Here is a 12,639-nt window from a genome sequence, read left to right as displayed (position 1 = left end):
TACAATATTATATGAGGTGTTTTTCAAAATTAATTAAACAGAGAAGTTTATATAATCTTTTTCTATTTCTTGCTTTATTAAATATTTTTTTTTCCACAGAAATTAGTGTTGCAAAAACATTTTCTATAAAAGAAATTGAAATTTCATCTCCATTTAATGCCTCATTTGACAAAAATAAGATAATAAATCGAGGTTTTGTTGAAGCATATGAGGAACTTATCTTTACGATTGCTCAAAGCAAATATCAAAAAAAACTTCAAAATTCTTCAACCAAAGAAGTTAAAAGTTTAGTTGAAACATTTTCGATCGTTGAAGAAAGTTTTATTGATGAAATATATAATCTTACTTTAAATGTAGAATTTAATAAAAAAAGTTTTTTTGAATTATTAGAAAAAAAAAATGTATTTCCTTCATCTATTATTAAAAAAGATTTAATTTTTTTTCCAATAGAAGTAGATGAAGAAAAAAATGAAATATTTCTTTTTTCAGAAAGTCAATTATTTAAAAATTGGAATTTTAAAAAAGAAAAATACCATCAACTAAATTACATTTTACCAAACGAGGATATCGATGATTATAATTTAATTAAAAAAAATATTAACAATTTAGAAGATTTTGATTTTGGAGAAATTTCAAAAAAATATAATTTTGAAGATTTTATTTTTATGATTGTTTTTAAAAATAATCAAGAAATCCGAGTACTTAATCAAATAGTATTTAACAAGAACCAAAATTTAAAAAATTTTAAATTCAAAAATATAAATTTAGAAAATTTAGAAGATTTAAAAAAATTCATAGATAAACAAAAAACAGTTTTTGAAGATTATTGGAAATCAAAAAACATAATAAATACATCAATTAAATTGGATCTGACTATATCGGTTGATAATAGCAATATAATTAAAATTGATCAGTTTGAAGAAACACTTTCAAGTATAGAATTGGTTAATAAATTCAATATATTTAAATTTGATAATAATAAAAACATTTATAAAGTAATATTTAATGGTACCCGAGATCAGTTCTTAAATGTGATGAAAGATTATGATTTTTTTTTTGAAATCAAAAATAAAATTTGGGTATTAGAATGAAATCTTTAAATCAAGAAATCTTAAAATTTGATTATGAACAAAACTTTCAGGATCAGGATTTTTATGTATCAAAATCTAATGAATTTTCATTTTTATTATTGAATAGTTGGCCTAAATGGGAAAAAAATTTTATTAATTTAATTGGCGAAAAATTCTCTGGAAAATCTCATTTAATTAATATTTTTTTACATAAATTTAAAGGTATTAAAATAAACGCAGCTGATATTAGCAATGAATATTTAAAAAAAATTAAAATCTATGAAAATATAGTTATTGAAGATTTAAATAAAAATATTGATGAAAAATTATTATATACTTTTTTGAACAATATTGAGCAAGACAACAAATACTTAATTGTTACTTCAACCAAACCCATAGTTGATTACACTTTTGAATTAAATGATTTAAATTCTCGAGCTAAAAATTTTATTATATCAAAGATTGATAAACCAGAGGATGATTTATTATACGCTCTAATATTAAAAAATCTTTCTGATCGTCAGATATCAATAAATAAGAAATTAATAGATTTCATTATAAAAAGAATAGATAGATCCTATGGCAAAATATCTGAATTCATATATAAGATCGACGAAATTAGTTTAAAAAAGAAAAAACCAATCGATTTTAAAATTATTAAAGAAGCTTTAGGAGATTAATTGAGCAAATATAGAACACATACTTGTAACGAATTAAGAAATGAAGACGTTGATAAAAAAGTATTTCTTTCAGGCTGGATCAATAAAAAACGAGATCATGGCAATTTATTATTCATAGATTTAAGAGATAATTATGGTGTCACACAATGTATTATTAATAAAGATAACAAAAATTTTACAAACTTAGAAAAAACTCAATTAGAAACTGTAGTTAAAATAGAAGGTAAGGTTGTAGCTCGATCTGAAGATACAATTAACAAAGAAATAGAGACAGGTGAAATTGAAGTAACAATTGATACTTACGAAGAACTAGGTTCTTGCAAAGAATTGCCAATGCCAGTTTTCAGTGATCAAGAGTATGCTGAGGAAATAAGATTAAAATATAGATTTTTGGATTTAAGAAGAAAAAAAATACATGAAAATATAATCTTAAGATCAAAAGTTATTTCACACATTAGAAATGAAATGACTAAATTAGGTTTTTTGGAATTCCAAACACCAATACTAACATCCTCTAGTCCTGAGGGTGCTAGAGATTTTTTAGTTCCAAGTAGATTAAATCCAGGGAAGTTTTATGCGTTACCTCAAGCGCCACAACAATTTAAACAACTAATTATGGTATCTGGTTTTGATAAGTATTTTCAAATAGCCCCTTGCTTTAGGGATGAGGATGCAAGAGCAGACAGAAGCCCAGGTGAATTTTATCAACTAGATTTGGAAATGTCTTTTGTAGAACAAGAAGATGTTTTTAATGTTGTTGAAAAATTAATGGTTAATACTTTTAAAACATTTTCGAATAAAAAATTATTAAACGATAAGTTTCCAAGAATTTCTTATAAAGAAGCAATGTTAAAGTATGGAAGTGATAAACCTGATTTAAGAAATCCACTTATAATAAATGATATTACTGAAATATTTACAAGAGAAGATGTATCTTTTGAAATATTTAAAAAGTTAGTAAAATCTGGTTCAAGAGTAAGATGCATAATAACAAAAAACACAAAAGACAAACCAAGAAGCTTTTTTGATAATATTGATAAATGGGCCAAAGAACAAGGAGCATCAGGTTTGGCTTATTTTACATTTGAAAAAGATACTGAGTTATCTGGTAAAGGACCTATAGGAAAATTTTTCACCAAAGAAGCATTGCTAGAAATAATGAAATTAACTAATGCAGAAGTAGGGGACAGTATTTTTCTAGCTTGTGGCAAACAAAATGAATTAGAAAAAATAACTTCTCAGGCAAGAAATAAAATTGCAGAAGATTTAGATTTAATTAATGAAGATATTTTCGCGTTTTGCTGGATAGTTGATTATCCAATGTTTGAAAGAGATGAAGTAACCAATAAAATTGAATTTAGTCATAATCCATTTTCTATGCCGCAAGGTGATTTGACAGAAAAAGAACTTGAAAATCCTCTAGAACTATTGGCTTATCAATACGATATTGTTTGTAATGGTATTGAATTATCCTCTGGCGCTATAAGAAATCATAAACCTGAACTTATGTATAAGTTATTCTCAATTGCTGGTTATGATAAGCAGCAAGTAGATGAAAAATTTAGTGGTATGATAAATGCATTAAGTTATGGTGCTCCACCTCACGGGGGTATTGCCCCTGGAATCGATAGAATTGTTATGCTGTTAGCTAATGAAAAAAATATTAGAGAAGTAACAATGTTTCCAATGAACCAAAATGCACAGGATTTGATGATGAATGCTCCATCTGAAGTAAATCCTGAACAATTAAAGGAATTGAACTTGTCTTTAAAAAATAAAAAATAAAATTATTTTTTACCTTTAAGACTTATTTTAACATCAGATAAATCAACTAGATTTTTTTTATAGTTATTTCTTACAAATCCTTTGCTAGTAATATCCTTAACAATTTTTAACAATTGATTTTGATCTTCATTTTCTTGATCATTCGTATCGTTTCCACCAATTGCAGGAGTATGTGCAAGATCTTCTCTATTTTGGTAAGATATAGCTAACTCTCTAAAAATATAATCTAAAATAGAGGTAGCGCTCAATATCCTATCATTTCCATGCACTTTACCTGATGGTTCAAATTTTGTTCCCACGAATGCACTTATAAATTCATCTAGCGGTACTCCGTATTGAAGACCTAAAGATACTGCTATAGCAAAGTTATTCATTAATGCCTTAACTAGCTCTCCTTCTTTACTTGTATCGATAAATATTTCTCCAATTTTTCCATCTTCATACTCACCTGTATGAAGATAGACTTTATGATCTCCGATTGTAGCTTTTTGAATATAGCCTTTTCGTCTGTCAGGCATACTAAATCTTTTTCCACCTTTTTCTGAGTTTTTGTTTAAGTTTTGAACAACAGTTTCTTTACTTATAGAATTTTCACTTGCACTTTTTGAAACTATTTCAATTTTTTTATTTTCAACTACTTTTTTATTATTTGGATCTAAACTTTTGGTTTTTCTATTGTCTAATTTGACATCTAAAACTTCGAATTTACCATCGTCTCTTTTTTCAAGATTTTTAAGCTCTGTTTCATTTATATCGTCTAAGTAATGATTCACCTTAAAGGTACAAGTGTAATAAGTTTCTACAAGATATTTTGCCATTTCACCTCAGTTTAAAATTAGTTTGAAAATAGATTCTTTTAATTTATATACTTATTCAAATTTTAGTCTAATTTAATTTTTACAATTTTTGATTGAAATAAAAAATAAAATAACATGTTGACACTTTTTAAAAAAATTTTCACTTGGTGGAATCAAGATACTTTTGGAACAAGATTAAAAACAATTTTTTTTGGAAAACTTGCTGGTACAGATCAGTTTGGAAACAAATATTATGAAGATAAAAAAGGAAAAAGATGGGTAATATATTCTGATGTTATTGATGCATCAAAAATCCCAGTTGAGTGGTACTCATGGATGCATTTTACACCTAACAAAATAGAAAAAAAACATGAGCTAGAAAAATATGAATGGCAAAAACCTCATCAATCCAATTTAACTGGTACCGAAGAAGCATATTATCCAAATAAAAATAAAGATGGTGTTAAAAAAAAATATACTAGTTGGAAAGAATAGTTTTTTTCTTTACTTACTAATCTTCTTTTTTCTATTTACATCTATTTCACATCCCAATAGTCAACTTGAAGGTTCTTTTACTGAAATTAAAATTTTAGATAAAATTAGTTCTAAAAATATTTCATTAAAACTTAAAAATGGTCAATTGTTAAAATTTAAAGACTTATCAATTCAAAGTTTGAAATGTAAAAATTCTAAATTTGATGATAATCCAGAAATTACTGCTTATATTCAGGTCAGAGATTTATCGAATCAAAACAACGATGAAGTTTTCGTTTTTAATGGATGGATGTTTTCATCAAGCCCTTCAATAACTCCTTTTGATCATCCAATTTACGATGTGTGGCTAGTAAAATGTTATTAAACTATAGTATCTTTATCTAGCCAGCTTACATTAAAATCTGAATTGATAAATTTTTTATGATTTAACAATTTTTTGTGAAGTGGAATAGTAGTTGTAATTCCTTCAATAACAAATTCATCTAAAGATCGGTTCATTCTTTGAATAGCTTCAGTTCTATTTCGTCCATGACAAATTAACTTACAAACCATACTGTCATAATATGGAGTGACTTTATAACCCTGGAATATAGCACCGTCTACTCTTGTTCTAAACCCTGATGGCTGGTGACACATGCTTATAACTCCTGGAGAAGGTTGAAAATTTTTACTGGCATCTTCAGCATTTATTCTGCATTCAATAGCGTGACCTCTTGGGTTTATATCACTTTGTTTTAATGCTGTTTCCTCAGAAAACGCTATCCAAATTTGTTCTTTGATAATATCTATTCCTGTCACCATTTCTGTAACAGGGTGCTCTACTTGAACTCTTGTATTCATTTCAAGAAAGTAAAACTTTCCATCTTCATAGATAAACTCGACTGTACCAGCCCCCATGTACCCAATTTTAGAGACCATTTTTACAGTTTTTTCAAAAAGATCTTTTCTAATTTCATCATTCAAAACGGGACTAGGAGTTTCTTCAATAAGTTTTTGATGTCTTCTTTGAACAGAGCAATCCCTTTCATGCAAATGCACAACTCTGTTTTTTCCTGCGAGTATTTGAACTTCTATGTGTCTTGGATTTTGAAAGAATTTCTCAATATACACTTCGTCGTTACCAAAGTATTTTTGTGCTTCTGATTTGGCTGTAGAAAATAAAGTTTCAAATTCTTCCTCTTTGTGTACTATTTTCATACCTTTTCCACCACCTCCACCTGAGGCTTTAATCAGAACAGGAAAACCAATTTTTTTACAAAGGTCTTTTGCTTCATTAATATCTCTAACACCACCTTCAGATCCTTCAATAACAGGTAAACCATTTTCTTTAGCTATTCTTTTAGCTTGAATTTTATCTCCCATCATTTCAATATGTTTTGAAGATGCACCAATAAATTTAATTTTATTTTCCTCTAAAATTTTAGCAAAGTTAGCATTTTCAGATAAGAAGCCATATCCTGGATGAACAGCATCTGAATTAGTCAGTTCTATTGCAGACATTAATGCGGGAATATTTAAATAACTGTTTGCTGGTTGATGAGAACCTATGCAGACACTTTCATCTGCCATTCTTACATGCATGCTTTCTCTATCAACATCTGAATGGACCGCAACTGTTGCAATACCCCATTCTTTACATGCTCTTATAATTCTAACTGCAATTTCTCCACGATTTGCAATTAAAATTTTTTTGAACATTAATTATTCTAAAATAAGAATTGTTTGACCAAACTCAACCGGCTGACCATCATCAACACAAATCTCTTTTACAACACCATCATGCGTGGAAGGGACGTGATTCATAGTCTTCATTGCTTCAACAATCATAATTGTGTCACCTTTTTTAATTTTTTTACCAACTTCAACAAATTTTTTCGCCCCAGGTTCTGGCGCATGATAAGCGGTTCCAATTATTGGAGAAGTAATTTCTGTACCAGATTTAACGCTCTCAGCAGATTGGGAAGCAGCAGTTAAATTTGTATTGTTTACAGATGCTGGAATTGTTTGGTTGCTAATTGATACGTTATTTTTTGAAACTTTAACTTTAGTATCTTTTTCAGTAATCTCTATTTCAGTTAAATTAAACTCATCTAAATAATTACTAAGTTCTTTGATTATGTTTTTATCTATTTTCATTTTTGTAAAAGCTTTTGTAATGAAATTATGGCCAAAATATATCCCTCAGTGCCTAATCCAAAAATCCCACCTGTTGCAACTCCACTAATAAGTGATTTATGTCTAAATTCTTCTCTTTTATATATGTTTGATATATGCATTTCAATTATTGGTTTCTTGAACAATTCAAGAGCATCTCTTATTGCAACTGAAGTATGTGTAAATGCAGCAGCATTTATAATCATTCCATCATAAGTTTTGCGTGCATCTTGAATTGTATTTACTAAATCTCCCTCCAAATTTGATTGGATAAATTCACAGTCAAGCCCAATTTCTTCTGATTTTTTTAAACAATTTTCTTTAAGTTGTTCATAGTTACCTGATCCATATTGTGATTGTTCTCTTTCACCTAATAGATTAAGATTTGGACCATTAATAATAATTATTTTATTATTCATTCAGCTTTTATATACGATGAAAAAAATAAAAATCAAAGTAAATGGTAAAAACAGATCAATTTCTGAAAAATATAAACTTTCAGATTTAATAAAACACCTTAAAATTCATATGAAAAAAGTAGCAATTGAACTTAATGAAGAAATAATAGATAAAAAAAATGTTAACAAAATTAAATTAAAACAAAACGATAAAATTGAGATTGTTCATTTTATAGGAGGAGGGTAGTATGAAAAAAGATAATCTCATCATTGCTAAAAAAAAATTTAAATCTAGATTAATTGTTGGTACCGGAAAGTATAAAACGATGTCTGAATGTGCCAAAGCTATCAAATTATCAGGAGCAGAGATAGTTACTGTTGCAGTTAGAAGAGTAAATATTTCTGATAAAAACAAACCCTTGTTAATGGATTATATAGATCCAAAAAAGATTACCTATTTACCTAATACAGCAGGTTGTTTTAATTCTAAAGAAGCTCTTAGAACTTTGAGGTTAGCAAGAGAAATAGGTGGGTGGAAATTAGTTAAATTAGAAGTTTTAGGAGATAAGGAAAATTTATTTCCTGATATGATTGAAACTTTAGAATCTACTGAAGTTCTCACCAAAGAGGGATTTAAAGTTATGGTTTATTGTAACGATGATCCATTAATGGCAAAAAGATTAGAAAATGTTGGAGCTGCTGCGATAATGCCACTAGCAGCACCAATTGGATCAGGTTTAGGAATACAAAATAAAATTAATATTCAAATAATCAGGAAACAAACAAAACTTCCATTAATTATTGATGCAGGTCTTGGACAAGCTTCAGATGCTACAATTGCAATGGAACTGGGTTGTGATGGAGTATTGGTAAACACTGCAATCGCGAAAGCAAAAAAACCATTTGATATGGCTCTAGCATTTAAAAATGCTGTTATAGCTGGAAGACAATCATATAACTCAGGAAGAATAGATAAAACCTTGATGGGAAATCCTTCCTCTCCTCTAAAGGGTATTATTTAGCCTTTTTAAAAAATTTTTTTTTTTATAATTTTTTTTAATTTTCTTAACTTCTTTTTTTTGAGAAATCTTATCTTCTTTATTTTGGGTTTCTAAGTTTTTTAATTTTTCATAATGCTCAACAAGTTCAATAGTTTTTTTGGATTTGTTCTGAATGTTTATAATATATTCTGGAATTATCAGAGTATTGTCACTGATGATATCAATTGTCATTTTATTCTTTTTTTCAAAGTAAGTTAAATCATTAACAAAATTTTCTTTTAGAAAATCTGAAATTTTTTCGCAGACTTTTACTTCAACAAATTTTGCTTTGTTAGTTACAGCCTTTAATTCAACAATTTTTAATAATTTTTGAGCAAAAGACTCGTCTGTTAAAGTTACCTTCCATTTAACAGCACTTTCCCTCAATCTTTGTCTAGACATTTCTAAAAGGCCAAAATTACTTATTCTTCCAATTTGAATTCTTGCTCTATCAGATCTACATTTTTCCTTAAGCTTTCTCTCTACTAAACGTCGGTTACCAAAACTAAGCATGTCAATGAAGTCTATAATTATTAATCCTGATAAATCTCTAATTTTTATCTGTCTTGCAATTTCTTCTGCTGCTTCAATATTTGTATCTAAGGCTGTACTCTCAACATTTTTACCTTTAATTGAGCTACCAGAGTTAATGTCTATCGATACAAGTGCTTCTGTAGGATTAATAACTAAATATCCTCCAGATTTGAGTTTAATTTCTGAATCAAAAATTTGATTTAATTTTTGTTCAATATTTTCCTCAATAAATAGTGGTGTTCTTCCTCTATATTTTCTAACTTTTTTTACACTTGATGGCATCATTGTTTTCATAAAAGATTGGGCTTTTTTATAACCTTCATTTCCTTCAACAATAATTTGGTTAGTACTATCATCGTACATATCTCTTAAAGTTCTTTTAATTATTTCGCTTTCTTGATGAATTAAAGAGGGAGCTATAGAATTAATTGCATTATCTTTTATCTGTCCCCAAGTATTAATTAAAGTTGTTAAGTCACTATTGATTTCATTTTTTGTTTTGTTGCTTCCTGCTGTTCTTACAATTAAACCCATCTCTTTAGGAATTTCAATTTCATTTAAAATAGTTCTAATTTTTTTTCTATCTGCAGGATTAAATATTTTTCTCGAAATTCCACCACCTTTAGGTGTGTTTGGCATTAACACTATATATTTTCCTGCAATTGAAATAAAAGTGCTTAGTGCAGCACCTTTTTGACCTCTCTCGTCTTTGATGACTTGGACAAGAATTACTTGATTAGGTTTGATTACTTCTTGAATTTTGTATCTTTTAAATTTGAATCTTTTTTCAGGTTTTTTTTCAGTCTTTTCCTCTGTATCTGAATTTTCTTTTGTATCTACTTCTTCTTTATTAGATTCTAAATCTTCAACTTTTTCCTCTATTGGATCATCTATTTCAAGTTTGCCCTCAGCAATATTTTCTTCTTCTTTTGCTTCAACTTGTTTTGAAAGTTCTTCTCTTGCTTTTTCTTCCTCTTCTTTTATTTTTTCTAGGTCCGCTTTTGGTATTTGATAGTAATCTGACTGAATATCGTTAAATGATAAAAATCCATGTCTTTCTCTTCCAAAGTCAACAAAGGCTGCCTGAAGCGAAGGTTCAATCCTGCTTACCTTACCTAAATATATATTATTTTTTATTAAATTGTTTTTTAAACCTTCGTACTCGTAGTCTTCAATATTTTCACCTGATTTAAGAACAACTCTAGTTTCATTTGGATGCGATGCATCGATATATAAATTTTTTTCCATAATATGTTGATTTTTAAGTTCATTAATTTTTTTTGTAATAAATTTTGTTTATCTCTGACGCCTTATCTTTAACAAATTCCAAGATATAATGGAAATAAAATGAGTAAATTATTCAAAAATATTCTGTTATTTTCTTCCATTATTTTAATATTATTGGGTATTTTGATATTTAGTATTTTATGGAAATACTCCAACGATATTCCAGATTATAAATTTCTTAAGAGTTATAAGCCACCAGTTTCAAGTAAAGTTTATTCAAGAAATGGAGAATTGGTTGCAGATTTTTCAAAAGAAAAAAGAGTTTTTGTTCCTTACAATGCTATACCAAAAAATGTAATTAACTCATTTTTATCCGCAGAAGATAAAAATTTTTTCTCTCATCCTGGTGTAGATGCGAAAGGTGTTCTAAGAGCAGTCATCAACAATATTTCAAATATAATGGCCTCTAAAAGACTAGAAGGTGCCTCAACTATTACTCAACAAGTAGCAAAAAATTTTTTATTAACAAATGAAGTAAGTCTAAATAGAAAGATAAAAGAGGCAATTTTAGCATTTAGGATTGAAAGAGCATTATCTAAAGAAAGGATATTAGAACTTTATTTAAATCAAATCTATCTTGGTAGTGGAGCCTATGGCGTAGCTGCTGCAAGCTTAGAATATTTTGATAAATCTATAAGGGATCTTAATTATTCAGAAGCTGCATTGTTAGCTGCTTTACCTAAAGCGCCTAGTAAATACAATCCTTACAAAGATAAAGATTTAGCAAAATTTAGAAGAAATTTAGTTTTAAAAAATTTATATGAAAATAATTATATTACATCTGAGTGGTTAGAAAAATTAAGTAATCAAGAAATTAAATTAAAGAAAAAACAAAAAATATACTTAGAAGATGCGCAATATTATATTGAAGACGTTAGAAAAAATGTCATAGAAAATTTGACTTACGATAAAGTTTATAAACAAGGTTTAAATATCAATACTCCAATAGATTTAGATTTACAAAAATTAGCAACTAATTCTCTAAGATCTGGATTAATTTCCTATGATCAGAGAAAAGGTTGGAGGGGTGCACTAATTAACAAACCTTACAATTTGAACTGGTACAAAGATTTAGATAAATACAAACTTGAAAAATCAATTAATTGGAAATTAGCAATTGTAAAAAAATTAAATAAATTTTCAGCAATTGTAGAAACGATTGATAAAGATGATGGTGTTATTGAATATAAAGATATTTCTTGGACAAAAAAAGAGTTTAACCAATTATTAAAAATTGGCGATATAATTTATGTGAAACAAATAAAAGATAAAAAATACAGTTTACAACAACTGCCAAAAATAAATGGAGGAATTGTTGTAATGGATCCTTATACAGGAAGAGTTTTGGCTCTTAATGGCGGTTTCAGTTTTAAAAAAAGTGAGTTTAATAGAACCACGCAAGCGAAAAGACAACCAGGGTCTGCATTTAAACCATTCGTTTATGCTCTTGCTTTAGAAAATAATTATACACCTACATCATTAGTTTTAGATGCACCTTTAGTTTTAGATCAAGGGGATGATTTAAAGTTATGGAAACCGGAAAATTATGGAAAAAAATTTTACGGTCCATCTACAATCAGAACTGGATTGGAGAAATCAAGAAATCTAATGACAGTTAGAATAGCTCAAGATTTAGGTTTAGATAAAATTATCGACTATTCTAAAAAACTTTCAATTTATGAAAATCCTGAGAAACTATTGTCAATTTCTTTAGGTTCTGCTGAAACCACTTTGTTGCAGCTTACATCTGCTTACTCTGTTTTTGTTAATGGAGGAAAACTTGTTGAACCTGTTTTGATTGACAGGATTCAAGATAGTGAAGGAAATACTATTTATAATAATGATAAGAGATCTTGTGTAAATTGTGATTCAATATCCTATCTTAGTGATGATTATCCTGAGTTAAAAAATAAATATATACAAATTTTTTCTGAAGAAACTGCGTATCAAATGACATCAATTCTTGAAGGGGTAGTTCAAAGAGGAACTGCAAAAAAATTAAGAGATTTAAAATTAAATATTGCAGGAAAAACTGGAACAACGAATAATAATACTGATACCTGGTTCATTGGTTTTACATCAAATTTATTAGTAGGTGTTTATGTAGGAATGGATAGCCCAACACCACTTGGTAAATTTGAAACAGGATCAAAAACTGCCCTACCTATATTTAAAAATTTTATAAAAAATTCTGTTAAAAAGTCTGAGGCTAGACCATTTAAAGCTGCAAAAGACACAATAATGATGGTTGTGGATCCCTCAACAGGCCAAAAAGCTAAATTCACATCTAAAAATACAATAATTGAGGTTTTTAAAAAGAAAAATGTTGTAGATGGTAAAGTTCTTTATTCAAATTCTGATAGAATGGATATAAACAACATACTAAAGTTTTACTAATG

The 12,639-nt window shown here is 27.9% G+C and carries 13 protein-coding genes; 8 read left to right on the top strand and 5 right to left on the bottom strand.

The annotated features are described in order from the left end of the window. Nucleotides 1-11 precede the first annotated feature (11 nt). From ACTTBI_RS04180 to aspS, 3 genes are read left to right on the top strand one after another with little or no spacing between them, the layout of a single operon-like run. Complete coding sequence (locus ACTTBI_RS04180) at nucleotides 12-1,091, top strand: hypothetical protein (RefSeq protein WP_440652705.1); 1,080 nt, start codon at nucleotides 12-14, stop codon at nucleotides 1,089-1,091. Beyond that, nucleotides 1,088-1,750: a DNA replication protein gene (locus ACTTBI_RS04175; RefSeq protein ID WP_440652704.1), complete on the top strand. Its 663-nt coding sequence runs from the start codon at nucleotides 1,088-1,090 to the stop codon at nucleotides 1,748-1,750. Before ACTTBI_RS04180 ends, ACTTBI_RS04175 begins: the two co-directional genes overlap by 4 nt. Further along, the gene (gene aspS, locus ACTTBI_RS04170; RefSeq protein WP_440652702.1) at nucleotides 1,751-3,535 is read left to right on the top strand and encodes an aspartate--tRNA ligase; all 1,785 of its coding nucleotides are present in this window, start codon (nucleotides 1,751-1,753) and stop codon (nucleotides 3,533-3,535) included. Nucleotides 3,536-3,537: 2 nt separating this feature from the next. On the opposite strand, the gene ACTTBI_RS04165 is transcribed toward aspS, so the two are convergent. Next, a complete protein-coding gene (locus tag ACTTBI_RS04165; protein WP_440652701.1) occupies nucleotides 3,538-4,353 on the bottom strand; it encodes a TSCPD domain-containing protein in 816 nt (271 codons plus the stop codon). Nucleotides 4,354-4,467: 114 nt separating this feature from the next. Between ACTTBI_RS04165 and ACTTBI_RS04160 the strand changes: the two genes are divergently transcribed. Together ACTTBI_RS04160 and ACTTBI_RS04155 are read left to right on the top strand one after the other, a co-directional pair. After that, nucleotides 4,468-4,827, top strand: a complete 360-nt coding sequence (locus tag ACTTBI_RS04160; protein WP_075506547.1) for an NADH-ubiquinone oxidoreductase subunit NDUFA12 family protein — start codon at nucleotides 4,468-4,470, stop codon at nucleotides 4,825-4,827. Next, nucleotides 4,790-5,191 carry a DUF2155 domain-containing protein gene (locus ACTTBI_RS04155; protein ID WP_440652699.1) on the top strand — a complete coding sequence of 134 codons (402 nt, stop codon included), beginning with the start codon at nucleotides 4,790-4,792 and terminating at the stop codon, nucleotides 5,189-5,191. Before ACTTBI_RS04160 ends, ACTTBI_RS04155 begins: the two co-directional genes overlap by 38 nt. On the opposite strand, the gene accC is transcribed toward ACTTBI_RS04155, so the two are convergent. From accC to aroQ, 3 genes are read right to left on the bottom strand one after another with little or no spacing between them, the layout of a single operon-like run. After that, a complete protein-coding gene (gene accC / locus ACTTBI_RS04150) occupies nucleotides 5,188-6,525 on the bottom strand; it encodes an acetyl-CoA carboxylase biotin carboxylase subunit (protein ID WP_440652697.1) in 1,338 nt (445 codons plus the stop codon). The genes ACTTBI_RS04155 and accC overlap by 4 nt on opposite strands. Before the next feature lie 3 nt (nucleotides 6,526-6,528). Beyond that, on the bottom strand, nucleotides 6,529-6,963 hold the full coding sequence (locus tag ACTTBI_RS04145; RefSeq protein ID WP_440652696.1) for an acetyl-CoA carboxylase biotin carboxyl carrier protein: 435 nt from the start codon (nucleotides 6,961-6,963) through the stop codon (nucleotides 6,529-6,531). After that, nucleotides 6,960-7,400, bottom strand: coding sequence for a type II 3-dehydroquinate dehydratase (gene aroQ, locus ACTTBI_RS04140; RefSeq protein ID WP_440652695.1), 441 nt, complete (start codon nucleotides 7,398-7,400; stop codon nucleotides 6,960-6,962). The genes ACTTBI_RS04145 and aroQ overlap by 4 nt, the downstream gene beginning before the upstream one ends. A gap of 16 nt (nucleotides 7,401-7,416) precedes the next feature. Between aroQ and thiS the strand changes: the two genes are divergently transcribed. Both thiS and ACTTBI_RS04130 read left to right on the top strand, forming a co-directional pair. Continuing rightward, complete coding sequence (gene thiS / locus ACTTBI_RS04135; protein ID WP_440652694.1) at nucleotides 7,417-7,626, top strand: sulfur carrier protein ThiS; 210 nt, start codon at nucleotides 7,417-7,419, stop codon at nucleotides 7,624-7,626. 1 nt (nucleotide 7,627) lies between these two features. Further along, nucleotides 7,628-8,401: a thiazole synthase gene (locus ACTTBI_RS04130; protein WP_440652692.1), complete on the top strand. Its 774-nt coding sequence runs from the start codon at nucleotides 7,628-7,630 to the stop codon at nucleotides 8,399-8,401. On the opposite strand, the gene ACTTBI_RS04125 is transcribed toward ACTTBI_RS04130, so the two are convergent. Continuing rightward, complete coding sequence (locus ACTTBI_RS04125; RefSeq protein WP_440652691.1) at nucleotides 8,384-10,201, bottom strand: Rne/Rng family ribonuclease; 1,818 nt, start codon at nucleotides 10,199-10,201, stop codon at nucleotides 8,384-8,386. The genes ACTTBI_RS04130 and ACTTBI_RS04125 overlap by 18 nt on opposite strands. Before the next feature lie 99 nt (nucleotides 10,202-10,300). Here ACTTBI_RS04125 and ACTTBI_RS04120 point away from each other — a divergent pair, with 99 nt between their 5' ends. Further along, entirely contained in the window at nucleotides 10,301-12,637 is a 2,337-nt protein-coding gene (locus ACTTBI_RS04120) for a penicillin-binding protein 1A (protein WP_440652689.1), read from the top strand. The last annotated feature ends 2 nt before the right edge of the window (nucleotides 12,638-12,639 follow it).

Origin of the sequence: Candidatus Pelagibacter sp. HIMB1542 (assembly GCF_052047835.1) — a bacterium.
GTDB lineage: Bacteria > Pseudomonadota > Alphaproteobacteria > Pelagibacterales > Pelagibacteraceae > Pelagibacter.
The sequence above is the reverse complement of the archived record's forward strand: the minus strand, read 5'-3'. Positions and strand labels throughout refer to the sequence as shown.

Coding starts and splice junctions, on each gene's coding strand:
- ACTTBI_RS04180 (WP_440652705.1), top strand. CDS start 12: ATGAGGTGTTTTTCAAAATTAATTAAACAGAGAAGTTTATATAATCTT.
- ACTTBI_RS04175 (WP_440652704.1), top strand. CDS start 1,088: ATGAAATCTTTAAATCAAGAAATCTTAAAATTTGATTATGAACAAAAC.
- ACTTBI_RS04165 (WP_440652701.1), bottom strand. CDS start 4,353: ATGGCAAAATATCTTGTAGAAACTTATTACACTTGTACCTTTAAGGTG.
- ACTTBI_RS04160 (WP_075506547.1), top strand. CDS start 4,468: ATGTTGACACTTTTTAAAAAAATTTTCACTTGGTGGAATCAAGATACT.
- ACTTBI_RS04155 (WP_440652699.1), top strand. CDS start 4,790: ATGGTGTTAAAAAAAAATATACTAGTTGGAAAGAATAGTTTTTTTCTT.
- accC (WP_440652697.1), bottom strand. CDS start 6,525: ATGTTCAAAAAAATTTTAATTGCAAATCGTGGAGAAATTGCAGTTAGA.
- ACTTBI_RS04145 (WP_440652696.1), bottom strand. CDS start 6,963: ATGAAAATAGATAAAAACATAATCAAAGAACTTAGTAATTATTTAGAT.
- aroQ (WP_440652695.1), bottom strand. CDS start 7,400: ATGAATAATAAAATAATTATTATTAATGGTCCAAATCTTAATCTATTA.
- thiS (WP_440652694.1), top strand. CDS start 7,417: ATGAAAAAAATAAAAATCAAAGTAAATGGTAAAAACAGATCAATTTCT.
- ACTTBI_RS04130 (WP_440652692.1), top strand. CDS start 7,628: ATGAAAAAAGATAATCTCATCATTGCTAAAAAAAAATTTAAATCTAGA.
- ACTTBI_RS04125 (WP_440652691.1), bottom strand. CDS start 10,201: ATGGAAAAAAATTTATATATCGATGCATCGCATCCAAATGAAACTAGA.
- ACTTBI_RS04120 (WP_440652689.1), top strand. CDS start 10,301: ATGAGTAAATTATTCAAAAATATTCTGTTATTTTCTTCCATTATTTTA.